This is a genomic window from Vulgatibacter sp. (assembly GCF_041687135.1).
Classification (GTDB): Bacteria; Myxococcota; Myxococcia; order Myxococcales; family Vulgatibacteraceae; genus JAWLCN01.
The window spans coordinates 302,505-327,960 of sequence record NZ_JAWLCN010000004.1 but is presented as its reverse complement, the minus strand read 5'-3'; the positions used below and the strand labels follow the sequence as shown (position 1 = coordinate 327,960).

Genomic DNA, 25,456 nt, shown 5'->3' with positions numbered 1-25,456 from the left:
ACAGGGGTGCTGTAATGAACCAGTTGCCGGGGAAGAACCCGTTCCGCCCAGGCGTCGGGACGCGGCCTCCCTACCTCGCCGGCAGGGACCTGCCGCTGCGCCGCTTCGACTCCATGCTGCGTGCAGCACCGGAGCAGCCGGCCAACATGCGTCTCACCGGCCTGCGCGGAGTCGGCAAGACCGTCCTTCTCCAGGAGTTCGCAGACCGGGCGACGCGCGCAGGTTGGGCCACCGGATCGCTGGAATTGGGGCCTGGCCACAATACCGATGACGGGATCACGCGCGCGGTCACCCAGGTCGCCGAGCAAGCACGCCACCGCATCTCGAAGATGGCCCGGCTTCGCGCCGTGGTCGGCGACGCGGTCCGAGCGGCGGGGACGTTTTCCGTGACGCTCAGCGACGTGACGCTCGCCATCGATCCCGCCTCCCGTGGAGCGGGGAGCGAGTCCATCGCGAAGATCCTGCTCGAACTGTGCGAGCTCGCGCTCGGCAAGGGGATGAGCGGAATCGTCCTCCTGCTCGACGAGGCGCAGGTCATCCGGGACGACCGGGATCGACATGGCGATCATCCGCTGTCGATTCTCATCGCATCGGTCGTGGCGTTGCAGCGGCAACTGCTGCCAATTGGGCTCGTTCTCTGCGGTCTGCCGACTCTCACCGGCAACCTGCTCAAAGCGCGGTCCTACACCGAGCGGATGTTTCGAGCGGAAGAGATCGGCTCGCTCGAGCGGATCGAGGCGTGCCGCGCACTCACCGAGCCTTTGAAGGACGGAGCGGTCGACATCACCCAGGAGGTGGTTGACCGCGTCGTCGACGAGGTCGAGGGCTACCCCTACTTCGTGCAGCTTTGGGGAGCTGAGCTGTGGGACGCGGCCCACCACGCATCGACCTCCCAGATCAACTCGGTGACGTTCGATGCCACGACCGATGAGGTCTACCGAAGGCTCGACCTCGAGTTCTACGAGCCCAGAATCTCGACGCTGACCCCAGCCGAGCAGGATCTTCTGCTGGCAACAGCTGCAGCGCCCACCTACCCGCCGCTCCTCGTCTCGGAGATCAACGAGGTCAGCGACAAGAGCGCCGGCAACATCAACGTCCTCCTGGGGCGGATGGTCGAGTCTGGCGTCATCTACCGGGTTCGGAAGGGGCAATACGACTATACGGCACCGAAGTTCCGCCAATACCTGCTGCGCCGCGCGAAGAAGGCGAACTGGCATCCCTCTCCCTGAGCGCAGCCTGGCACTGCGAAGGTCCGCGCGGATGGCAGGCGCGTCCGCGACATGCAGGGGCCGCCGGTCAGCCGCCGATCGTGTGCTCGACCACGACGGAGCCCTGGTCCGGGACGACGAAGGGCACGGTGTGGCAGGTCGTCTCCTGGGGGATATGCGGCCATTCGGTCGAGCGCGTCGCTCCCCAGCAGAAGGTCGCGCTGTAGGGCCCGGGCTCGATCCAGCGCTGCACGTCGCAGTAGGGGCCGTACCAGCAGCCGAGCTCCTCCCAACGGTGGCGCCACGTGGCCTGGCGCTCCTCACCCGGCTGGAGCTCGTAGGTATCGGGGACGACCTGGCCCTGGCTCATGCCGCTGCCGCACGCGGTGCATTGGTCGAGGTAGGCGTCGTCGAAGGCAGCCACGGGCTCTCCACCCTCGCCCGCTACACGTACCCAGCCGGTGAAGCGGTCGTTTGCCTCGTAGATGAAGACGGGAGTCCCTGCGCTCGAGGCGAGGCGCAGCTTGAAGACGACGTGCGCCGTGGGCGCCGGACGTTCTTCCATCACGACCGACGCCCGGTACGTGGGGCAGCCGGGGTGGAGCTCCGCTTGCTCGACATCGAGCGCACCGGTCGCAACGAACCGGCCGTCCCGCGAGGCGAGATCCAGATGCGCCGGTGGCGAGAGGTCGCCGCGGGGCGCGACGACGATCCGGCCCTCTTCGCAGCGGTAGGTCCCGGGGGAATCCGGAGCGACGTCCGGTCCTGCGAGGCAGAGGATGTCCAGTGCGCCATCCTGGAAGCGCAGCGTTCCAGCAAGGTCGGTTGGTACCGCGCCGCTCGGCGAAGCAAGGTCGATCGCCAGCTTCCCGCATGCGTCGGTCCCTGCGTTGCCTCCGGCGCCGCCATCTCCGCCGCCACCGCTGCCTCCCGCAGGTAGTGGAACGCGCCCGCCCGAACCGCCGGCTCCCCCAGCTCCGGCAGAACCTCCACCGGAGCCGGGACTGTCGAAGGGTGCCGGACGATCCGCGCCGCTACACGCCGCCAGGCAGGCGATCAGACCGAGCCGAAGGATTGCTGTCATGGCCACCCTTGTGTCAGCGACAGGCTGCGTCGATCACCTCGAGAACACGTGTCTCGCACAGCGATCGCGCAAACGCGCGGTTCACGTCGCCACGGCGAAGTCCTGTCAGTCGATCCGCACCTCGCGCTTCGCCCAGGCGATGCCGCCGCGGGCGTCGCGGACGACGCTGTAGAGAAAGACGCGGCGGTGGGCGGGGACGGGGTAGTCGGCGTCGTCGCCGGGGGCGGTCCACTCCTGCGCCTCGTCGAGGGCGCGGGTGCGGTCCTGCTCGAACTGGCCGCCGGTGGTGAACCAGGACCACAGCCACGCCTCGCGCTCCTCGCGGAGGAACTCCCCCTCGGCGTCGTAGCGGGTGTAGGGCTGGTAGACCGCCTCGTCGGTGAGGGGCTGGCCGTCGCCGCCCAGGGGCAGCGCCGGGAGCAGCTTCGCCTTCTTCGCCGGCGCGAAGCGCGCCTCGGCCTGCACGGGCTCCGCGAGCTCGGCGGGCAGCGGCGTGCCGTTGGCGGAGAAGCCCTCGATCACCGGGTTGACGTTCACCTCGTCGCCGTTGTCGGGGCCGCGGACCTGCACCCGCTTGATCGCGGTGATCCGCTCGCGGCTCTCCAGCAGCCGCCCGAGGTTGGCGCTGACGCGATCGGCGAAGGCGCAGGCGTCGGCAGGATCGGCGCCGTCGAGGAGCTCCGCGGGGGTGGCCACCACCGCGATGGCGATGGTGAGCACCTGCACGCCGTTGGTGCGCTGCGGGTGGCCAGCGGGCAGCGCCTCGAGATCGAAGTCCTCGGGGAGCACGTAGGTCGGCGCCGGGAAGGTGACGGGGGTGCCGCCGACGGTGGTCTCCACCGGCCTGCAGCCCAGCTCCTGATCACAACGCTCGAAGCCGGCGAAGCTGATCCCGCCGGTGATCCCCTGGCCGAATACGCCGGGGGGCGTGCCGCCGCCACCACCGCAGGCGCCGCCGCCCTGTTGGAGGAGCTCGGGCAGCTGCGTCGGATCGGCGTAGGTCTCCACCAGGCTGCAGATCCCCGCCTCGAGGCTGCCGGGCTCCGGGGTGCAGGCGAGGTAGACCACCACCGCCTCCCGGGCGGCGTCGTCGATCTGCAGGGGATCGGCGATAAGCGACGTGATCGTGGTGCGATCCGGCGCGCGCCCCTCGGGCTGCGGATCGAGGGGCGTGCCGTCCTCGCCGCGGGCAGGCGTCTCGATCTCCGGCGCGTCGGCGCGGATGGCGAGGAGCCGGAGCTTGTTCACGTAGGAGGGCGGATCGAATTGCTCGCCGCAGGCGGTAAGCAGCAGCGCTGCTGCGAGAAGGGTCGGAAGGCGCCGCATGTCAGTACTCCCACCGGATGCCGAAGGAGGGGAAGAGCGGGAGGCCCGGCTGGTTCTGGACCTCGGTGAAGTCGTAGTTGTAGTCCGTCCCCTCGCTGTTCTCGCGATTGAGGACGTTCTGCACGTCGAGGTAGGCGGTGAGCGTGGCGGTGTCGAAGGTCCACTTCTTGTCCACGCGCAGATCGAGCTGGAAGAAGTCGGGGAGCCGCTCGTCGGAGCTGCGGCCCCGCGGCAGGCTCCGGTAGTCGTCGGCGTCGACGTCGTAGAGGCCGCCGGCGGTCTGCCACTTCGGGCCGCCGGTGGTGTAGCGGGCGCGGAAGCCGAAGGAGAGGCCGTTCCAGATCTCCGGCAGCTCCAGCGAGCCGAGGGCCACCAGGTTGTGGGGCTGGTCGAATTGATCGGCGCCGTCGCTCCGGGAGTTGGCGCGGCCCTCCTCGTACTCCACGCGGGAAATCGAGTAGGCGATCCAACCGAAGAAGCGGCCGTCGGGATCGTAGCGGAGGAGCACCTCCGCGCCGTAGGAGCGGCCGGTGCCGTCGTTGGTGTAGCGCTCGGGGACGAGCTCGCCGCCGCGCTCGACCAGCCGGTCGGACTGCGCCACCGCGTCGAAGAGATCCTTGTAGTAGAGCTGCAGATCGGCGCTGACGGGACCTGCGATCCGGCGCTCGGCGCCGATCATGTACTGGATCGCGCCCTCCTCCTTCACGTCGGGATTGCCGAACTCCACCGTGGCGTACTGCGGCGTCGGCGCCTGGTGGTAGATGCCCACCGCGCCCTTGAGCACCGTCTGCTCGTCCAGGGTGAAGCGCGCGGCGAAGCGCGGATCGATCCACGCCGAGTCGATGAAGGAGTCGTAGTCGAAGCGGATGCCGGGGACGAGCTTCAGGGATTCGATCGGCTGCCAGATCGCCTCGGTCCAGAAGCCGGGGCCGACGTAGGTGATCTCCAGGTCGGCGGCGACGAGATCCTGCCGGAAGTCGGGCGGCGGGATCTGGCCGCGGGGCGTGGGGCGGGGCAGCTGGGTGCGGACCCGTTGCTCGCCGAAGGCGAGGTCGAGGCCGCCGCCGATGGAGAAGCTCTCCGAGACGTCGTGGAAGATCTCGGCGCGGGTGTTGGCGGTGGTCTGCTGGATCTGGAAGAAGAGCGGATCGAAGTTGAAGCCGAAGTCGTCGAAGCCCGGCGTGAACTGCAGCCGCGCCCTGGTGCTCTCGCTCATGCGGTGATCCCAGGTGAGACCGATCCGGACGAAGCGGGTCGAGGTGTCGAAGGCGCTGGAGTTCTCCACGCCGCCGCTGTCGACGCCGACCACGGCGAGGGCGTCGTCGGAGCCGTAGACGTCGAGGCGCAGGTTGTTGGCGTCGTCCGCCTCGTAGTTCAGCTTCGCCTGGTAGTCGTAGTAGCGGGGCGCAACCGCGAAGCCGATGTCGCCGAAGGCATCCGGCGAGGCGGCTGCCGCCGCGTTGATCACCGCGTCGACGTAGGAGCGGCGCGCCGCCACCGCGACGGTGAGGTTCTCGGCCACCGGCGTCTCCACCAGGGCGGTGGCGTCGAAGAGGTCGGCGTCGGCGACGAGGTGGAGTCGGTCGATCTGCGGCTTGCGGGTCTTGAGCTCGACGCGGCCGCCGATGGCGCGGCCGTAGCGGGCGCCGAAGTTGCCGGGCTCGAACTCCACCTCTTCGACGAGCTCGCTGGCGTAGACCGAGGTGAGGCCGCCGAAGTGGAAGATGAGCGGCACTTCGGTGCCGTCGATGTAGGTCTTGGTGTCGTTGGGGTTGCCGCCGCGGATGATGAGCAGGCCGCTGCCGTAGGGGGCGCGGGCGACACCGGGGAGGTTCTGCACCACCTTCACCGTGTCGCCGGAGGTGCCGGGAATGCGGGTGAGCTCGCCGGCGGAGATGGCGACGGTGGAGACCTCCTTCTTCTCCGCCTTGCCGATCACCACCTGCTCGAAGGGCGAGGTCGGCTTCGCCTGCACGTAGTAGACGACCTCGGTGACCTTGCCGTCCTCGATGGTCTCGGTGGTCTCGTACTTCTCGTGGCGCACGTCGACGACGACGACCTTCGCCTCGCCCAGCGGCACGCCCGCCGCCTCGAAGAAGCCGTCCTCGTCGGAGACCGCCACCACCGCGCCGTCGTTCACGTCGACGGTGGCGCCCACCAGCGGCGCCTTGCTGCCGCGCTGGAGGAGCCTGCCGCGGAGGTTGACCACCGCGGGCTCCTCGGCCTCGGCTTCGACCGTCTCCTCCTGCTTCGGGCGGAGCTGGAAGTCGTAGCGGTACTCGATGGTGACCGCCGCGGGCTTCTCGTCGATCTCGGCGGGCGAGAAGACGAATTGCTTCACCGCTGCCACCGCCGCCTCGTCGAAGCCGTTGCCGGCGGGCCCGATCACCCGGGCGTCGAGGACCTCGCCGGCCTCGCCGATGTCGATCTCGAGGAGCACCGAGCCGGTCATCCCGGCGGCCTCCGCGTCGGGCGGGTATTCGGCCTGCACGAATTGCTGCAGCTCGGGAGCGCGCGTCAGCACCTGCGCACCGGACCAGGCCGGGGCGAGGACGAGCGCGCAGAGCAGCGCCGTGCGCAGTTTGAGCATCTTCACGAAACACCCCTTAGAAAGCGCGCGATCCGCGCTCAATCCTGCAGGAAGAAGGTCAGCGTGTAGCTGATCTCGGTGGCTACGTTGCGGCCGTCCGCCATCGCCGGGCTGAAGCGCGCCTTCCTCATCGCGGCGACGGCGCGCTCGTCGAGGCCGTAGCCGAGGCCCTTCACCACGCGCACGCTGGTCACGCGACCCTCCTCGTCGATCTTCACGCGGAGGATCAGCTTGCCCTCGACCCGTTCCTTCCGGGCCTCCTCGGAGTAACCGGGATCGGGCACCCGCGGGTTGCCCGGCAGCTTGCTCACTCGTGACGACGGCACGAACGGCGCCTGCTTCGTCTCCTCCGCGCGATAGGGCCGCACCTCGTTCGGATCGGCAGCCTTGTCGTCCGCCTTGCCGTAGAGCGTGTTGCCCACGCCCACCGCGAAGTCGCCTCCCTGCGTCGTCGAGGAGAGCGAGATGCCGATCTTGATCGGCGCGGGCTTCGCGTCCGGCGGCGGCGGCTCCGCTGGCGGCGGCGTGTTGGGCGGCGGCGGAGGCGGCGGATCCACCTTCGCCACCTGCGGCGGCGGTTTCGGCGCGGGCTTCGGGGGCGGCTCCGGTTCGGGTTCCGGTTCCGGCTCGGGTTCGGGCTCCGGCGGCGGGGGAGGCGGCGGTGGTTCCTTCTCCACCAGCACGAACTCCACCGTCTCGTCCTTCTTCTCGGGCGGCGGCTCCTGTGCGAGCAGGGCGAAGAGCCCCAGGTGCACGCCGACCGAGACCGCCAGCGCGGCGGGGATCACCCAGCCGCTGCGGTTCTGCTCGGGCGCGTTCACGATCGGCTCCTCAGGGCGCCGCAGCAGCTGCCGCGTCCTTCTCGATGTTGATCGCGAACTTCACCAGCCCCTCGGTCTTCACCAGATCGATGAGCTCCACCACCTGGCCGTGCGAGAGGCTCTTGTCCGCGCTGATGATCGCCCGCGCGTCCTTGTCCTCCGCCACCGCGGTGCGGACCGCTGCCCGCGCCTTGTCGAAGCTCGACTCCTCGCCGTCGACGTAGAGCTTGCCCTGCTTGTCGAGGACGAAGGTGAGGGTGGTGCCCACCGCCTGGCCGCCGGAGGCTGCCTTGGGCAGGTCGACGTTGATGGTCTCCTTCACGATGTACGTGGCGGTGACCATGAAGATGATGAGCAGCACGAGGGTGATGTCGACGAGCGGGGTGACGTTGATCCCGCTGATCATCTCCTCGTCGTTGTCCTGCGCTCCGCCCGCCATGGCTCACGCCTCCTCGCGCTTCAGGTAGGCCACCACGGCGTGGCCGCAGGCGTTGGTGCGGGCGACGATCGTCTTGAGCCAGCGGTTGTAGCCGTTGAAGGCGACCACCGCCGGGATGGCGACGAAGATGCCCACCGCGGTGGCGACGAGCGCCTCCGAGATGCCCGCCATCACCACCGACGAGCCTGCGCCGGCGCCACCTTCCGCGGTGCCAACCGCCAGATCGGCGAAGGCCTTGATGATGCCGATCACCGTGCCGAAGAGGCCGACGAAGGGGGCGTTGTTGCCGAGGGTGCCGAGGAAGGCGAGGAAGCGCTCGTAGGGAGGCCGGTAGCGGACGATGGTGCCGGCGATGACCTCCTCCACCGACTCGGGGCCGTTGGGGGCCGCCTCGATCGCCGCCCGGATCACGTTGGCCTCGAGGCCGTGCTTGCCCTCGAGGAGCGACCGGGCCTGGTCGAATTTGCCCGCCGCCAGCATCGGCAGCAGCTCCGCTGCCTCGGGGGCGCTGTTCTTCCGGAAGAAGATCAGGCGCTCGACCACCACGGCGATGGAGATCACCGAAAGTGCAACCAGAAGCCACAGCACCCACTCGGCGCCGACATAGGTGAAGACGTTGAACAGCTCGTGGGTCAGCATGTGACCTCCTTTGCGACCGCGGACTCTGACATGAGGTTCCTCTCGCTTTCCAGCGGGGCCGTGCCGTTCGCGCTACGGGGAGACGACCCGATGCGCGAGCGCTTACAGCGTTCCGCGAGAGGAACACCGGGACTTTCCTCAAGTGTCACCTTGCTGCATCGAAACACGACGACCTAGATTGCCGCGTTTCGCTTCGGCGGGAGGAACGCAAGTGGGAAAGCTGGTGGAGAGGCTCGCGGCGCCGGAGAACCGGCGGGCGGTGGTGCAGGACGGGGTGCGGTTGGTCCAGGCGGAAGTCGAGAAGAAGGGCGGCCTCTCCGGGCTGGCTCTCAAGGGCGCCTTCGCCGTGATCCAGAAGGTGAAGAGCGACTTCGTCCCCCACGTGCTCGACAAGCTGATCCCGGCCTTCGCCGAGAAGCTCGAGCCCTTCTACGAAGAGCGGGAGCGCGAGGCCCCCGGGCAGCCGATGGAGAAGTTCCTCTCCACGCGGGCGCCGGCGGTGGCGAACGCGCTCCTCACCATCACGGACGGCCGGATCGCCAAAGCGGAGAAGGGGCCGGTCAAGGCCACCTACGAGAAGCTCCGCCCGGCGGCGCAGCGCAACGTCGAGGACGCGGTGCCGGGCATTGGCCGCCTCGTCGACAAGCATGTAGGCTGAGTTTCATCGCACGCGAAGTTGTGACCGTCGCATCGTCGGTCGTTTCAAATGTAGGACGAACGATGCATCGCAGGATGTGTCGGGAAGGCGGATCCCTTGGGATCAACTAGCGCTTTCCTTGACACGTCAGATTTCACCCAAATACATTGGCGCAGGTTTCTGGCCCCGAATACCCAGGAGGGACGTATGGCCACCCGCAAGCCCGCAGCGAAGAAGACTGCCGTGAAGAAGCCGGCCGCTGCCAAGAAGACGAAGAGCACCGCCGCTCGTGCAAAGACCGCAGCAGCGAAGAAGCCCGCAGCCCGCGCTGCCGGCAAGAAGGCCACCGCTGCGAAGCCCGCAGCGAAGACCACCGCTGCCCGGGGCCGGACCGCCACCCCGAAGGCCGCCGGCGCCAAGAAGGCTGCCAAGGCCGCCACCAGGACCGTGAAGGCCGCCGCCAAGAAGGTTGTCGCCAAGAAGCCGGCCACCACCAGGGCCGCCGCCGCGAAGAAGGCCACCGCCAGGAAGCCGGCCGCCGCCAAGAAGACCGTGGCGAAGAAGGCCGTCGCCCGGAAGCCGGCAGCCGCGAAGAAGCCTGTCGCGAAGAAGGCCGTCGCGAAGAAGACCGTCGCGAAGAAGACCGTGGCCAAGAAGCCGGTCGCCGCCAAGAAGACCGTCGCCAAGGCGCCCCGCGCCGCGGCGAAGAAGACGGTGAAGACCGCCGCCGCCCCCAGGACCGCCCGCAAGCCCCGCGCCAAGAAGGTCGAGGCTGCTCCGGTCGTCGAGACGGCCCCCGAGTCCAAGGCGGAGTAATTCCCTCCTTCGGTTCGCACCAGGGCGGCAGCTTCCCGAAAGGGCGGATGCCGCCCTTCGTGTTCCTGCGCAACGCCGGTCCCACGCATCGGGTAGGCTTGCTGCCATGTCGCTCTCCGCCGAAGAGATCGCCGATGTGGTCGCCGAGCTGCAGCCGCTGGTCGGCGGCACCATCCAGAAGATCTACGCGCCGACGCCGCGCACGGTGATCCTCGAGCTCCGGATCCCCGGGGCCACCCACCAGCTCCTCCTCGCGGCGGACCCCGACGAGACCCGGCTCCACCTCGCCACCTCCCGCCCTGCCTCGCCGCCTGCGCCACTGCCGATCCAGAACCTCCTCCGCGCCCACGTCCTCCCCTCGCGGATCGCTGCGCTCGAGCAGCTCGCAGGCGAACGCATCGTTCGGATCCGCCTCGACACGCAGCAGGGCCCGCGGGTCCTGGTGGCGGAGCTCACCGGACGGCACGGCAACCTCCTGCTCCTGAACGACGGAGGCCGCGTCCTCGGGCTGGCGGCGCCGAGCCCGTCGACGACCCGCGCCATCCTGCCCGGCCACCTCTACGCGCCGCCGCCACCGCCGCCAGCAGGCACCAGGCCGCAGCGCGAGCGGCGCCGCTTCGCCGCCGATCCTGCCCGCGGCCCCTTCTCGATCTCCGAGGGGATCGAGGCGGTCTACGCGCCGAAGTCGCGGGAGCGGCTCCTCGCCGACAGGCGGCGCGACGCAGCCCGCGGCATCGCGGCCGCCCGCAAGCGGATCGAGTCGGCGCTGGGCAAGCTCGAGGACGAAGCCTCCCGGGCCGCGAAGGCGGAGGATCTGCGCCGCTATGGCGATCTGCTCAAGACAATGGTGAACCGCGTCCCCCGCGGCGCCTCGTCGGTGCGGGTCACCGAATACAGCGAGGCCGGCGTCGAGGAGGTGCTGGTCCCGCTTCGCCCCGAGCTCTCGGCGAAGGCCAACCTCGATCGCTACTACAAGGACTACCGCCGCATGCGCACCGCGCAGGAGCGGATCGGCGAGCGCCGTGCGCAGCTCGGTGAGCAGCGCGAGCGCCTGCAGGATCTGGCGGTGCGGCTCAACGCGGCGGACACCGAGGCGCTGATCGACGAGATCGCCAGGCAGGCGGCGGCGCTCGGCGCCAGGCCGCGGAAGCAGGGGGCGAAGCTCCGCGACGAGGCCCGGCCGCCCTACCGCGCCTTCGTCTCCGCCACCGGCAGGCCGATCTGGGTGGGCCGCGGCTCGAAGGAGAACGACCAGCTCACCTTCAAGGTGGCGAAGGGGAACGACCTCTGGCTCCACGTGCGGGGATTGCCGGGCGCCCACGTGGTGGTGCCGCTGGCCCGCGGCGCCGAAGCAGACCCCGACACCCTCCTCGATGCCTGCGCCCTCGCGACCCACTACAGCGGCGCGAAGGGGGAGGCGGTGGCGGAGGTGGCCCACACCCAGGCGCGCCACGTCCGCAAGCCGAAGGGGAGCGGTCCCGGCGCGGTGCTCTACGTGCAGGAGAAGGTGACGCCCTACCGCCACGACGACGGGCGGATCGCGCGGCTTCTCTCCCAGCAGGCGGAGTAGCCGCCGCAAAATCGTCGATGCGCCAACGTAACCAAAGGGGCGCTCCGTCGTCCTCCCCGCGAATCCGCCGCATCCAGCTGCCGCGATGCCCGTGCATCGGTGGCATGGGTGCGTTCGGGGATGGGGGAGCCGCCGATGCCAGACCGCCGCTTGCTCGCACTCGTCGTGCTGGGCGCGACCGCTTGCGCCGACCGATACCAGCCGGCCGCTGCGGATCTCGAGCCGCCGCAGGTCCTCGCCACCGAGCCCGCCGCAGGGAGCGGCGACGCGGGGCGCCTGCCGGAGGTCCGGATCACCTTCTCCGAGCCGATCGACCCCGCGTCGATCACCGCCGCCTCCTTCCGCCTCCTCGGTCCCGACGGTCCCGTCGCCGGTGAGCGGCGGGTGGAGGGAGCCGAGGTCGTCTTCACCCCATCGACGGTGCTGCGCGAGGGCGCCAGCTACCGGGTGGTGATCGGCAGGCAGGTCCGCGACCTCGCCGGCGTCCCGCTCGCCGGCAGCGGCGGGGTGGAGAGCGATTTCTCCTATCTCTTCGGCACCGCGGCGGTGCCGCCCACCGTGGTCTCGATCGAGCCGGCGGACGGCGCCGACGGCGTGGCCTACGACCCGGCTGCTCCCGTGGTGGTCCGCTTCTCCGAGCCGATGGACCCCGCCACGGTCGACGTCCGCACCTTCACAGTGCGGGACGAGGCGCTGCTGGTCGAGGGGCGGATCGCCTGCGACGAGAGCTGCACCGCCCTGACCTTCACCCCGAAGGCGCCGTGGCGGGAGGGCCGGGTGCACCGGGTGGAGATCGCCGCTGCAGCAGCCGACGTCTCGGGGATCCCGATGGCGGCGTCGGTCGCCGCCAGCTTCACCACCGCCGCCGACGCGCCGCTCCTTTCGCCGGTGCAGCCGCTGCAGGATGCGACCGGCGTGGGGGTCGCCGGGCTCGACGTGGTGGTGCAGGCCGACGAGCGGCTCGAGCCGGGGAGCGTCGGTGCCTGGAACGTCGCAGTCGAGCCCCCCGCCGATTTCCGCGTCGACTGGAACGAGGCGACGCGGCAGATCGTGGTGGCCTTCGCCGAGGAGCTCGTCTCCAACGTCACCTACCGGATCACCTTCGGCACGGGGATCGCGGACGACGACGGGCACCGGATGGCGGCGCCCTTCGTCCTCGCCTTCACCACCGCAGGGACGCCGGACAACAACCCGCCCGGACCCATCGTCGATCTCGGCGCCACGAGCAGCAGGCGCGCGCGCCTCACGCTGCGGTTCACCGCACCGGGGGACGACACCGAGGGTGGGGTGGCCAAAGGCGTCGCTGCCGGCTACGAGCTGCGCCGTTCCCTCTCGCCCATCGCCGACTTCGGCGCCTTCGACCGCGCCGAGGCGATCGGCCCCGTCCTCGTGCCGCAGGCTGCAGGCGCCACGGAGAGCGTGGAGCTCGAGGTCGGTCTCGAGGAGCCCTTCCACTACGCGGTGGTCGCCGTCGACGACGGCGGCAACTCGATCCTCTCCGGCGATCGGCTCGCCTCCGCCTCGCTGCAGGCCACGGTCGCCAGGGGTACGCCCGCCGATCGCCTCGGCGCCGCGCTCGTCGTCGCAGATCTCGACGGCGACGGCGCGATGGAGCTGGTCGCAGGCGCCCCGGGTGCGGACGAGGTGCGGATCTACGCTGCTGCAGGTGACCTCGCGCAGCCGCTCGCCGTGCTCACGGGCCCCGCAGGTGCGGGCTTCGGCAGCAGCCTCGCTGCAGGGGATCTCGACGGCGACGGCGCCGCGGAGCTCCTCGTCGGCGGGCCCCTGCACGACGGCGAGCGCGGCGGCGCCTGGCTCTTCCGCGGCGGCCCGCTCGCGAACGGCGACGCCACCGCAGCAGCGGCGGCGATCGCGGGCACCGTGATCCGGGACCGGCTCGGCACCGCGGTGGCGATCGGCGATGCCACCGGCGACGGCGTCGCCGACGCGATCGTCGGCGCGCCCGGCGATGGCACGCTCAACGAGGGCGCGGTCTTCGTGATGCCCGCAGGTGTGGACGGCTTCGCCGATCCGCAGATCCGCCGCGGCGGCCTGCCCGGCGATCGCTACGGCGCGGCGCTGGCCGTCGGGGATCTCGATGGAGACGGCAGGGCCGACCTCGCGGTGGGCGCCCCGGGCGCGGATCCGGCGGGCTCCATCGACGCGGGGCAGGTGGTGATCCACGGGGCCGGCGGTGACGTCGTCCTCGCCGGCGCACAGGCCCGGAGCCTCTTCGGCGCTGCCCTCGCCGTCGGCGACGCGAACGGCGACGGCACAACCGACCTCCTCGTCGGCGCACCCTTCCACGACGCCGACGCAGCGGCAGATGCAGGTGCGGCGCAGCTCTTCGCCGGGCCGCTCGGCGCAGGCGCGCAGCCGGCGTTCGCCGCCACCGGCCAGGAGGCGGACGAACACTTCGGCCATGCGGTGGTGATCACCGGCCCGCTCCTCGACGGCACGGTGGGCGGTCTCGCCATCGGCGCACCGGCGGGCCGCAACCGCGGCGGCGTGATCCACGGCGCCGTCCACCTGATCCACGCCGGCGCGGACGGCAGCTTCACCGCCAACGGCGTGCGCTACGGCCCCGAGGCCTTCGACGACTTCGGCGCCGCCGTGGCAGCCGCGGGGGATCTCGACGGCGACGGCTTGCACGACTTCGCCGCGTCGACCCCCCACGCAGACGGCGCAGGCAGCGCCGCCGGCGCCATCCATCTCCTCCGCTGACGGAATGACGGGAGGCAACGTGTTCCGTGCGCTCTTTCTCGTGGCCCTGATCGCCCTGCCCGCAGCAGCGGGTGCGGCGGAGAAGCCCTTCGCCGTCGGGCTCAAGGCCGACCTGCTCCTGCCGGTCTCGGACGTCTCCGCCACCGGCGCCCTCGCGCTGGAGATGCGCTACCGCCTGCCCTTCCACGAGCGGCGGCTCGCAGTCGGCGCCGACGTGGGCTGGTACCAGATGGGCGGCGTCGGGGATCAGGTCGACCCGCAGCTCGGCGTCTACCAATTCGATTGGCGGCTCCACACGCTGCCGATCCACCTCGGCCTCGAATACATGCCGCCGCTGCCGGAGCTTCTCCCGGGTCTGCGGCCCTTCGCCGAGGCCGGCTTCGCGATGTCGTTCCTCTGGTCGAGCGCCAACTACGTGCGCGGGGACGGCTCGCGCTTCATCGAGGAGAACCCCGGGGAGGGCCTCGCGACCGGCCTCTACCTCGGTGCCGGCGGCGCGTGGCGCCTGGGTCCCGGCGATCTCGTGGGCCAGTTCCGCTGGGTCCGCCTGGTCACCGACATGGAGATGCCCTGGCGCAACGGCGACGGCGGCGACGTGGGGGGAAGCAATGTCTACGCGGGATACCGCCTGCTCTTCTGAATTCACGACCGGCGCCTTCCGCGCCGGAGGGGAAGCGATGCGCTCGATCGGATCGATCCTTGCCGCCCTGGCGGTGCTGCTCGCCTTCACGGCCTGCTCCGATCAGGAGTTCACCGTCAATCTCGATCAGCCGCTGCGGGTGCTCGCCCTCGAGCCCGGCGGCGAGGCCACAGGCGTGCACATCGATGCAGCGCTGCAGGTGAGCTTCAGCGAGGCGGTGAAGCCCGGCTCGGTGAACGCCGGCACGGTCTACCTCGAGGCTCTCGATCCGGCAGGCGCCGGCACGAAGGTGGACGCGGCGATCGCCTACGACGCCGCCACCTTCACCGCCACGCTCCAGCCTGCGGCGCCCCTCGCCTATTCGGTGCGCCACCGCCTGGTGGTGACCACCGGGATCGAGCGCGTGCGCGTCCCGGCAGCTTCCCTGCCGCAGCGGGTCGAGGTGGTCTTCACCACCGAGCACCCGCCCGCCTTCCGGCTGGTGGGGCTGCTGCCCGGGGCCGGGACCAACGCCGCCGCCATCGACGCGCCGATCGTCGCCACCTTCAGCGAGCCGATCGACGAAGCCACCGTCACGGCGGAGAGCTTCCGGGTCGAGGACGCCGACAGCGGCAGCGCCATCGCGGGCGACCTCGCCTCAGACGGCGCGGTGGTCACCTTCGTGCCGGCGGCGCCCTTCGGCTACTCGCGGGAGGTGCGGGTCATCCTCGGCACCGCGCTCGCATCCACCCGCGCCACCGACGACGGCGGCCACCTCGAGCACGACCTCACGCTCACCTTCGGCACCGTCGATCCGGCACCCCTCGCGGTGATCAGCGCCGATCCCGGCGACGGCACCGACGACTTCGCCCGCGATCGCACCTTCAGCGTGCGCTTCTCCGAGCCGCTCGATCCGGCCTCCGCCACCGCGCAGACGGTGCGCTTCGAGGACGTGACCGATCCCGCGGCGCCGGTGGCGCTGCAGCCCGAGGATCCGGCCAACTACCTCACCTTCTCCGAGGGCAACGCCCGGATCACCTTCGATCCCGCAGTCGAGCTGGGCTTCACCCGCCTCGTCCGCGTCACCCTCGCAGGCTCGATCGAGCCCGCAGCGCCGGCGCTCCGCTCGGCCCGCGCCACCGACGACGGCGGCAGCCTCCCGGCGCCGATCACCTGGGAGGTGAAGACGATCGATCCGCCGCAGCTGCGCATCATCAACGCCATCCCCGGCGCGGGCAGCGTCGGCGCGCCGATCGAGGGCGCCGTCGCCATCACCTTCTCCGAGCCGATCGTCGACTTCACCGCCGATCCGGTCGGGAGCGCGCTGGTCGAGAACGTCGCCGATCCCCTTGTGCCGGTGGCGGTGGACGGTGTCTGGACCCTCTCCGGCGACGGGCAGACCGCCACCTTCGACCCCTTCGTCGACCTGGCCTATGCCACCACCTACCGGGTGACGCTCACCGAGCGGATCCGCTCGCAGCGCGCCACCGACGAGGGCGGCTTCCTCCTCGGCACCACCGACTGGACCTTCACCACCGAGCCGCCGCCGGCCTTGGGCCTGGTGGCCCACGTGCCCTCGGCCGATTCCGGCGGCATCGCCCGCCTCACCACCGCGGGCACGCCGCAGCCGATCGTCCTCACCTTCGGCGAGCCGGTGGATCCCACCACCGTCGCCGACAACGTCGTCGTCTCCGACCACTTCGGCGACGCGGTGGCGGGCAGCGTCACCGTCGACGGCGCCCACGTCACCTTCGAGCCGGCGCTGGCCTTCGCCTACTCGGCGCAGTACCGCGTCACCTTGCTCCCGGCGATCACCTCGGTCCGCGGCGGCCCGATGGAGAACGGCTTCGTCTTCGTCTTCGACACCCTCGACCCGCCGCCGTTGCAGGTGGTGGCCACGCTGCCCTCCGGCGGCGCCGCGGGGATCGAGCGGACGCAGCCCGTCGTCCTCACCTTCAGCGAGGGCATCGATCAGGCCCTCGTCGCCTCGAGCATCGAGGTCTTCGACGTGACCTCCGGCGCCACCATCGCCGGCACCTTCGACTTCGGCGGGATCGGCGACGAGAGCGGCAACCTCGATCTCGCCGGCGTCGACGTCACCGCCACCTTCCGGCCCACCGCCCCCGACGCAGCCTGGCCCGACGTGCTCTGGCCCTACAGCCGCCGCATCGGCGTGCGCATCGCCGCCACCCTCGGCTCCGATCGCGCCACCGACGGCAGCGCCAATCCCACCGGCCACCGGGGCGGCTGGCTCGAGGGCGGCCACGAGATCGACTTCCGCCTGATCGATCCGCCGGCGCTCCTCGTGGGCGACCGCATGCCCGGCGCAGGCGACGTGCAGGTGGCCAGGGGCCAGCCCCTCGTCCTCACCCTGACCGAGGGCGTGGAGCAGGCCTCGGTGGTCCTCTACGACGGCACCAACGGCGCCGCCGCCACCTTGCGCGTCACCGACGCCGACACCGGCCTGCCCATCGCCGGCACCCTCGCCTTCAACGCCGCCGACGAGGCGGTGCATGCGGAGGGGCGCGGCGCCGACACGCAGCTCACCTTCACGCCGGACGGCGGCCTGTGGGGCTGGTCGCAGGACGTGCAGGTGCAGCTCTCCACCGCCATCCGCTCCGACCGCGCCACGCTCTACGAGGGTGTGGAGCACGGCCACCTCGCCGACCCGACGCTCACCTGGAGCTTCCACGCGGAGGATCCGCCGGAGCTGCTCATCGTGAGCACCGACCCCGGCGCCTCCGAGATGAACGTCGCCCCCGACGCGGCCGTCGTGGTCACCTTCAACGAGGTCCTCGATCCGGCCTCCGTCCACGCCGCCAGCTTCCTCGTCGAGGAGGTCACCGGCGGCGGCGCGACGCCGGTGGCGGGCAGCTTCTCCTTCGACGGCGGCGGCGCCTCGGTGATCTTCACGCCGGCGGTGGAGCTGCCCCTCGCCTCCCGGATCCGGGTGACCCTGACCACCGCGATCTGCTCGGCGATCGCCACCTCGGACCGCGGCTGCCTCGCGCAGGACGTGAGTTGGCACTTCGACGTGGTGCCCGTGCCCCGGCTGCAGGTGGTCTCCACGGCCCCCGGCGATGGCGCGCAGCTGGTGCCGATCACCACCGGCCTGTCGATCACCTTCAACCTCGACGTGCTCCAGAACAGCATCGATCCCGCCGTGAACGCAGGCGTGGTCCGGATCGAGGACGTCACCGATCCCGCCAACCCCCGGCCGGTCGACATCACGCTCGTCTCCTACGACGGGCAGGACAAGACCGGCTGGTTCGCCATCTCCGATCCGCTCGGCCCCAACGCCGGGCAGCTCGCGCCGCTCACGCCCTACCGGGTGACGGTGCGTGGCGGCGCCACCGGGGTGCTCACCGGCGCAGGCGGCGAGCTCCTCCTCGACTACGTCTTCGACTTCGCCACCGGCTCGAACAACCTGGTCTTCGGCACCAGGCCCGCTGCCGGCGCCGCGGACGTCGACATCGGCACGCCGATCTGCGCCATCTTCAACGCGTCGGTGATCGAGTCGACGGTCGACTCCACCTCCTTCGCCCTCACCTTCGTCGACGCCTTCGGCAGGACGCAGGCGGTGCCGGTGGCTGGCTTCGACTTCAACGTGGTCGACCCGATCACCTTCGCCCTGATCGACGCCAATCCCGCCACCGACACGGCGAACGAGGTCTGCTTCCTCCCGGACGCAGGCGCCTGGGATTGCCACGAGGACCTGCGCACGCTCCTCTACGAGCAGGGTTACAGCGTCACCCTGGTGAGCACGATCCAGACGAGCGCCGGCCCGCTGGTCGGCGGCCACACCTGGTCGTTCACCACCGGCGCCCCGCCGCTGATCGAGGCGGTCACCGCCGCCAACGACGTGGTCACCGTCGCTTCCCTCGCCGGGGCGATCGAGGTGCCGATCGACGCCAGCTTCGCCATCACCTTCGCCGCGCCGATGAACCCCGCCACGATCCACGGCGCGTCGGTGATGCTCCACGCCCTGCCCGGCGACGTGCAGGTGCCTGCCACCGTGACCCTCGCCGCCGACGGCCGCACCGCGCTGCTCACGCCCGACGCGCTGCTCGGCTACGCGGCGACCTGGGAGTTGCGCGCCCATGGCGGCATGACCGGTCCCACCGATCTCGATGGCAACTACCTGGAGAGCGACGTCTCCTGGCGCTTCAGCACCTCGCCTGCGACGCAGCTGCTGGTCTCGGTGCCGCAGGGTGGTTCCAACGCAGTCAATTCGATCGTGGTGGCGGAGCTCTCCCGCGCCATCCACCCGCCCAGCCTCTCGCCGGCGACGCTCTTCGTCACCGCGGGCGGCAACCGGGTGCCTGGCCTCACCGCGCCCCGCGAGGACTACCGCGGCGTCGCCTTCATCCCCTCGGTGGAGCTCCTCGGCAATACCACCCACGAGATCCACGTCACCACCGGCCTCCGCGACCACCGCGGCAACCCGATGCCCGCGGCGAGCCCGCTGCCGCTGGGTGGCATCGCCGGCGACGCCTTCGTCGGCAGCTTCTCCACCTCCAACGGCAACGATCCCAACAGCCCCTCGCTCTCCTCCTCGACGCCGGGCAACGGCGGCGTGCTGGCAGGTGGCGGCAGGGCGATCGTCCTCAATTTCTCCGAGGCGATGAACATGGCGTCGTTCACCGCGGGCAGCGACGCCGCGAACGCCTCGGCGCACCTGGTGGACGATCTGGGCAACCGGATCACCGCCTCGTTCCGGGCGCTCTCCTCGACCTCGGTCGAGATGCAGCCGGACAGCTTCCTGCGCAACGGCAGGAGCTACACCGTCACCCTCGACCGGGAGATCTCGGACGCGGCCCGCAACTCGCTGAACGCCACCGCCTTCTCCTTCACGGTGGAGGGGATCGCGCCAGCGTCGAGCGGGATGGTGCCGGCGAACGGCGCTGTCGGCGTCCTCGGCGACGCGGTGCTCGCCGCGAGCTTCTCCGAGCAGATGGATCCCGACTCGATCAACGCCGCCACCTTCACGCTCACCTGCGACGGCGCTCCCGTCGCCGGCGTGATCACCGTGGCAGCGGACGGCAGGAGCGCGGCCTTCGACCCAGCGGCGCCGCTGCTCGCCGCTGCCTCCTGCACGGCGCGGCTCGACGGCCCCACCGACGCCGCAGGCAACGCCCTGCCGATCGCCACCTCCACCTTCACGGTGGTGAGCGGCCCGGTGGCGGTGGCCCTCTCGCCGGCGACCGGCAGCACCGTCGCCGTCGGCACGTCGCTGGTGGCGGACTTCGGCAGGGCGATCGATCCCGCGACCCTCGTCCCCTCGAGCACCACCGGCGCCGGCACCGTCCGGCTGGTGGATACCGCTGCCGGCAGCGAGGTCTTCGGCTGCATGGAGATCGACCCCGCGGACCCGAGCGTGGTGACCTTCCACCCGGTGGAGGCGCTCACCGCCGGCGCCACGTACGAGCTGCAGGTGACGGCTGGGGTGACGGATTGGGCTGGCAACGCCAGCGACGTCGTCTCGACGATCTTCACGATCGCTCCCTGACCGGCGCCTCGTAGCGAACAAAGCGAAGGCCCGCCGGGTTGCGCCCGTGCGGGCCTTCGCTTTTCGTGCGCCGGCGGAACGTTCCGGCACGGACCGTGGGCCAGCGCGGCACGCTGGGGTGTGGCGCTCCGTTGCACGGCCGCGCGCGTCTTGACGGTCGAGGGCGCGCTGTTTCAGGCTGGGGATCCAATCTGCCGCGAGCGCGCAGCCAGGTTGACGGCGAAGTCGAAGCAGCAGCGGGATGTGGGTAGCAGCGTCGTAGCGCGCGCGGACCTGTCAGGCCACGGGAGTCCTCCGCATGAAGCTGTCCATTTCGGCCCTGGCCTTCACGGCAGCGCTCGCCCTCGTCGGCACGCCGTACGTTGCCGCCGCACAGTCGCCGACCAGCACCGGTGTCGTCGTCGAGCACGACGAAGGCGGGAGCCGCTGGGGCGCGATGGTGATCGCCGACACCATGCTCGGCTTCGGCAGCTTCGTCACGAGCGACTACTCGGACGACCCCTACGTTGCAGAGGTGCTCTCGCTGCGGCCGTCCTACCGGATCGAGGAGATCCCCGGCGGCGCCTCCCTGATCCTGCGGCAGGACCTGAGCTACGAGTTCACCGATCCCGGCAACGTCGAGGGGCGCAGCTTCGACTGGGCGGATACCTGGCTCTGGCTCATCGCGCCCAACCTCTGGCAGGAGGAGGCCACCGGCATCCGCTTCGGCGGCGAGGCCCGGGCGACGCTGCCGATCTCCAGCGCGTCGCAATGGATCGGCAAGATCACCGGCACCACCCTGGGGCTGCGGCTCACCAGGCCTGCGGGCGATTTCATCCCGCAGCTCCGCTTCCTCGCCACCAAGCACTTCTACACGGACCGGGCGCCCGCCCACGGCGACGAGGACTTCGAGGATGCGGAGACGCCCTCGACCGCCTGCCCGTCGGGTGAGGACTACTGCAGGGGCGGCGCATACTTCACCAACTGGTCGATCGCCGCGTACGGCTCGCTCACCTATCTGATCAGCGAGAAGTGGAGCACCACGCTCGTGGGGCAGCTCTCCACCGGCTGGCGCTTCGAGGCGCCCGACGACGCGTTCACCTCGCAGGCGGTCGACACCACCGGGGAGCGGGTGGTGCAGACCGGCGCGCAGCGCTCGGCGGACATCGTCACCACAGCCATCGACGTCTCCTACCAGCACAACGCGCGACTGGCCTTCTCCGGCGGGATCACCACCACGCAGCCGCTGCTCAGCGCCGACAACCAGTCCGTCCGCTTCCTTCTCGCCGACGTGGACACCCCGGCGAACAACTACTCGGGCTTCTATTTCGACGTGATCGCGACTTTCTGAATCGGCAGGGACCAAAGCCCGCGCGAGAGCGCGCGGGGGCCGGAGGGGCAATGAAGTTCTCGTGGACGAGACGGCTCCTCCCCATGCTCGGCGCAGTGACGTTGGCTGCGTGCGCGGATGGGGCGGGGGACATCAACCGGGTGCAGCCCAATTACCAGGAGAAGAGCCAATTCCAGGGGGATTGGTACTTCCGCCAGACGGCGATCGACGTCCCCTACGAAGCCGGCTGGATCTTCGAGGGCCTGGCGAGCGACATCGAGAAGATCCACTGGGAGATCCAGGAATCGGCCCTCGTCGCCTATCGCAAGAACCACCTCGTGCCAGGCGCCGAGCAGCCCGGCGACACCGAGGATCCCGAGTTCGTTCCGGTTGCCGCCTGGGCGATCACCAGCCACTTCGACATCGTCCGTGACTACAACCCGGCCACCGGCGAGCAGACCAACGTCATCGTCGAGAACACCACCGATCGTCCCTGGTACCAGCGCGACTACATCCGCGTCGACTGGTCGAAGAACATCCTTCCCAGCGCCATGGGCCTCGACACCTACATCACCACGGCGTTCGTGACCGGCGCCGACTACTACGTGCAGGAGCACGAATACGACAACCCGGACCGCTTCGAGCTCGGCGAGGCGTACATCGGCGTGGTGGGCAAATACCACGTCGAGCCGGACTACCGGTCCTGCTACGCCATGTTCAACGACATGTGGGGAACGGGCAGCGGCTACAACTGCGGCGCCGCCACGATCAAGGTGCGCTCCTCCTTCGTGAAGGTCGACCCCGACAAGCCCGCCTACGAGCCGCTGAACTATCCCGACATGGTGCCGCTCGTCGGCACCACCGACGTCAACGGCGACGGCAAGGTGGACGGCGACGACGCGGTGAAGAAGACGGTCTCGATCTGCTCGGGCGTCACCGTGCAGAACAACCAGGGCAGCTGCACCAGCTACACCGAGATCGCCTGCAACCAGGACGTGATCGACGCCCTCAACCGCGATCCCTTCTACGAGCAGTTCGGCTACACCTACGACGACTGCCGCCCTGCCGGCGAGGAGATGTTCGGCAAGTTCGGGTATTTCCGCACCGAGCGGATCACCTACGACCGGCAGTGGGGCCACACCGAGTCGGGCCGCCTCAACTTCGCCAACCGCTGGAACATCTGGAAGACGAGTTACGACGCGAACGGCCAGCCGATCCCCTACGCGCAGCGGGAGGTGAAGCCCATCGTCTACTACCTCAACCCCGACTTCCCCGAGGACCTCTACGGCGCCGCGGACGAGATCGGCAGGCAGTGGAACGAGGCGTTCCAGCGCACGGTGGCGGCGCTGCAGGGCAAGGAGATCACCGAGGTTTCCGACGTCTTCGTGGTGAAGCGCAACAGCTGCTCCCCGGAGAACCTGCGCGCCTTCGTGGCGGGCAACCGGGACGCGGCGAAGATCGCCGACGACGTGATCGGGGGCATGGGGCGGCTCGACTTCGAGAACCAGGAGCGCCTCTGCGCCGCCCTCGAGGCGAAGCTCGGCTTCACCTGGCAGAAGAACGGCGATCTTCGCTACTCCTTCATCTACTGGGTCGACCGCCCGCAGCTCGCGGGTCCCCTCGGCTTCGGTCCCTCCTACGCCGACCCCGACACCGGCGAGCTGCTGAACGGCACCGCCTACGTCTACGGCGCGGGCGTCGACACCTACGCCAACTCGGCCACCGAGATCGTCGAGCTCCTCGCCGGCAGGATCACCGAGGACGAGGTGATGGACGGCGACAACATGCGCCGCTTCGTCGCCGCCAACCTCGAGCGCTCGCGCGAGGCCCGGGAGCAGCACTTCCCGCAGGAGTTCTTCGATCGGATGAACGAGAAGGCGGCGATCTTCGACCGGATGCCGCAGGGCCGGCTCGTGCCGATTCCCGCGGACCACTACGACGCGCGACTCGACAGGATCAAGGGCACCTCCTGGGAGCGCGAGATCTTCATGGACGACGACCTGCTCGCTGCCTACGTGCCGGGCTGGCGGCCGGGGATGGAGCTCTCGGAGGAGGAGCTCTCGAAATACTCCCCCGCCAGCCTCTTCTCGAAGAAGGCGAAGGATCAGCGGGAGGCGCGCATCGCCCGTTTCACCTCGAAGCATTGCGCGCTGATGGCCGATTTCGTCGACGCCTCGATCATCGGCCTCGCCATGGAGTACGACGCTGCCGGCAAGACCCGCGACGAGATCTACCGGGATCTGCGCGAGAAGATCTTCGTCGGCGTGATGCTCCACGAGGTCGGCCACACCGTGGGCCTGCGCCACAACTTCAACGGCAGCACCGATGCCCTCAACTACGACGACGATTATTGGCGCTACGCCACCCTGCCCAGCGATCCGGCGCAGGCGCGGAGCCTGGTCGACGCGGAGGAGGTGGCGCGGATCGATGCCTGCCTCGCCAAGGCGCAGGAGTGGAGCATCGGCGTCTCGACCCTCGAATGCCTCCGTGGCAGCGAGCTCAAGCAGGCGTCGATCATGGACTACGGCGCCAAGTTCAACTCCGACTTCCTCGGCCTCGGCAAATACGACAAGGCGGCGATCGCCTTCGGCTACGGCCAGCTGGTGGAGGTCTTCGAGGACGACGTCGAGGTCCCGCCCTTCCTCGCCTCGACGCTCTTCCTCAACGACTACACGAAGATCCCCGAGATCCTCGGCACAACCGAGAACATCGCTCGCCGCAAGCTCGCGCCGTGGAGCGAGCTGGTCCGCAGCGAGGCGGACGCGATGCGCCACCGGGCGCAGAACCTGCCGGTCTTCGATTCGCAGCTGCGCTGCACCGCCAACTGCGACTACGCGCAGTCGCGGGAAGTGCCCTACAAATTCTGCTCGGACGAATTCGCCGCGTGGAGCCTCGACTGCAAGCGCTGGGACGAGGGCGCGAACCAGCAGGAGATCGTGCAGAGCGCGATCGACAGCTTCCGGAACTACTATCCGTTCTGGGCGTTCAAGCGCGACCGCTTCAACTGGAATCCGAACGGCTACCTGAACCGGATCTCGAGCCGGGTCTTCGACCACTACACGGTGGCCTTCCAGTACTACTTCTTCTATGGCGCCTACTACGGCAACACCGACTTCGGAAGGGACCTCGCCGCTGCGGCGGTGAACGGCCTCAACCACCTCGCCGAGGTGATCCAGACGCCCGAGCCGGGCCGGCACGTCTACTGCCCCTCCAACAACACCTACCAGCCGGCGTACTACGGCTCGGAGGATCCCCAGGGCAGGCCTTGCGGCAACTCGATCAAGCGCCCGGTGGACGTGCCCTTCGGCGAGGGCCGGCCGTTCTGGCTCGAGTTCACCGACGACTACCACTACACCTTCAAGCGGATCGGCGCGTACTACGAGAAGATGATCGCGCTGGGAGCGCTCGCCGATTCGCAGGCGCGCTTCTACCGGGTCGACTCCGCCGACTCGAGCAACTACAGCATCAACTACTACCGGATCTTCAAGGACGAGATGCTCGGCCTGATGGGCGGCATCATCCTCGACGACCACAAGCGCTTCGGCGGCAAGGTGAGGGATCTCGGCGGCAACAAGCTCGCCTACGAGCCGGCGAAGGTGATCGATCCGGCGACGTGGGGCCTGCCCCGCACCGGGAGCGACGAGACGCCGGTCCTGGTGCCGCGGATGACCTACCAGTTGCGGTGGTACGCCGCGCTCTACGGCATGGCCTTCCTGAACTCCACCGTCGACAACACGATGGACTTCCGGAACTACTTCAAGGTCTCGCTCAAGGGCTCGCAGGACGACATCGACTTCGGCCCCATCGACTACGGGGATCCGGACGTCTATGTCGAGGTCACCGATCCCAACACGCACTACACCTACCGCGCCGCCAACACGGTAGACGGCAACGGTTTCGGCTACGAGCTGGTGAAGGCGGCGAAGGCCCGCCACGACGAGGCGTGGGTGCCGGCGAAGATCGCGCTGGACGAGGCGGCGAACGCGCTCCAGGCGGCGCCGGACGACGACGAGCTCCGCGGCGCGTACTACGACGCGCTCAACGAGTTCCGCTACGAAGAGCAGATGCTCAACGACAAGCTGGAGTTCATCAACGACTTCCGGCTCTTCCAGAGCGTCTTCGAATACGGCGGTTGATGGGATAGCTTCGGGCTCTCCGGAGGCAT

The 25,456-nt window shown here is 69.9% G+C and carries 15 protein-coding genes; 9 read left to right on the top strand and 6 right to left on the bottom strand.

The window, feature by feature from the left end; genetic code table 11:
• The first annotated feature begins 14 nt into the window (after positions 1–14).
• A complete protein-coding gene (locus ACESMR_RS12520) occupies positions 15–1,229 on the top strand; it encodes an ATP-binding protein (protein ID WP_373047413.1) in 1,215 nt (404 codons plus the stop codon).
• A gap of 67 nt (positions 1,230–1,296) precedes the next feature.
• Here the strand turns inward: ACESMR_RS12520 and ACESMR_RS12515 are convergent, their stop codons facing one another.
• The 6 genes from ACESMR_RS12515 to ACESMR_RS12490 all read right to left on the bottom strand — a co-directional run bounded on the left by ACESMR_RS12515 (position 1,297) and on the right by ACESMR_RS12490 (position 8,107).
• A complete protein-coding gene (locus ACESMR_RS12515) occupies positions 1,297–1,773 on the bottom strand; it encodes a hypothetical protein (protein ID WP_373047412.1) in 477 nt (158 codons plus the stop codon).
• Positions 1,774–2,397: 624 nt separating this feature from the next.
• Complete coding sequence (locus ACESMR_RS12510; protein ID WP_373047411.1) at positions 2,398–3,618, bottom strand: hypothetical protein; 1,221 nt, start codon at positions 3,616–3,618, stop codon at positions 2,398–2,400.
• A 1-nt stretch (position 3,619) separates the two neighbouring features.
• The gene (locus ACESMR_RS12505) at positions 3,620–6,208 is read right to left on the bottom strand and encodes a TonB family protein (protein ID WP_373047641.1); all 2,589 of its coding nucleotides are present in this window, start codon (positions 6,206–6,208) and stop codon (positions 3,620–3,622) included.
• 38 nt (positions 6,209–6,246) lie between these two features.
• Positions 6,247–7,029, bottom strand: a complete 783-nt coding sequence (locus tag ACESMR_RS12500) for an energy transducer TonB (protein WP_373047410.1) — start codon at positions 7,027–7,029, stop codon at positions 6,247–6,249.
• Between the two features lie 10 nt (positions 7,030–7,039).
• Positions 7,040–7,468: an ExbD/TolR family protein gene (locus ACESMR_RS12495; RefSeq protein ID WP_373047409.1), complete on the bottom strand. Its 429-nt coding sequence runs from the start codon at positions 7,466–7,468 to the stop codon at positions 7,040–7,042.
• 3 nt (positions 7,469–7,471) lie between these two features.
• Positions 7,472–8,107: a MotA/TolQ/ExbB proton channel family protein gene (locus ACESMR_RS12490; RefSeq protein WP_373047408.1), complete on the bottom strand. Its 636-nt coding sequence runs from the start codon at positions 8,105–8,107 to the stop codon at positions 7,472–7,474.
• 211 nt (positions 8,108–8,318) lie between these two features.
• Here ACESMR_RS12490 and ACESMR_RS12485 point away from each other — a divergent pair, with 211 nt between their 5' ends.
• The 8 genes from ACESMR_RS12485 to ACESMR_RS12450 all read left to right on the top strand — a co-directional run bounded on the left by ACESMR_RS12485 (position 8,319) and on the right by ACESMR_RS12450 (position 25,427).
• Positions 8,319–8,765, top strand: coding sequence for a DUF6918 family protein (locus ACESMR_RS12485; protein ID WP_373047407.1), 447 nt, complete (start codon positions 8,319–8,321; stop codon positions 8,763–8,765).
• 186 nt (positions 8,766–8,951) lie between these two features.
• Positions 8,952–9,560, top strand: coding sequence for a hypothetical protein (locus ACESMR_RS12480; protein WP_373047406.1), 609 nt, complete (start codon positions 8,952–8,954; stop codon positions 9,558–9,560).
• Positions 9,561–9,666: 106 nt separating this feature from the next.
• Positions 9,667–11,130: an NFACT family protein gene (locus ACESMR_RS12475; RefSeq protein ID WP_373047405.1), complete on the top strand. Its 1,464-nt coding sequence runs from the start codon at positions 9,667–9,669 to the stop codon at positions 11,128–11,130.
• Positions 11,131–11,265: 135 nt separating this feature from the next.
• Entirely contained in the window at positions 11,266–13,854 is a 2,589-nt protein-coding gene (locus ACESMR_RS12470) for an Ig-like domain-containing protein (RefSeq protein WP_373047404.1), read from the top strand.
• A gap of 19 nt (positions 13,855–13,873) precedes the next feature.
• Positions 13,874–14,494: a hypothetical protein gene (locus tag ACESMR_RS12465; RefSeq protein WP_373047403.1), complete on the top strand. Its 621-nt coding sequence runs from the start codon at positions 13,874–13,876 to the stop codon at positions 14,492–14,494.
• Between the two features lie 37 nt (positions 14,495–14,531).
• Complete coding sequence (locus tag ACESMR_RS12460) at positions 14,532–19,982, top strand: Ig-like domain-containing protein (protein ID WP_373047402.1); 5,451 nt, start codon at positions 14,532–14,534, stop codon at positions 19,980–19,982.
• Between the two features lie 298 nt (positions 19,983–20,280).
• Positions 20,281–21,312, top strand: a complete 1,032-nt coding sequence (locus tag ACESMR_RS12455; RefSeq protein ID WP_373047401.1) for a hypothetical protein — start codon at positions 20,281–20,283, stop codon at positions 21,310–21,312.
• 50 nt (positions 21,313–21,362) lie between these two features.
• On the top strand, positions 21,363–25,427 hold the full coding sequence (locus ACESMR_RS12450; RefSeq protein WP_373047400.1) for a zinc-dependent metalloprotease: 4,065 nt from the start codon (positions 21,363–21,365) through the stop codon (positions 25,425–25,427).
• The last annotated feature ends 29 nt before the right edge of the window (positions 25,428–25,456 follow it).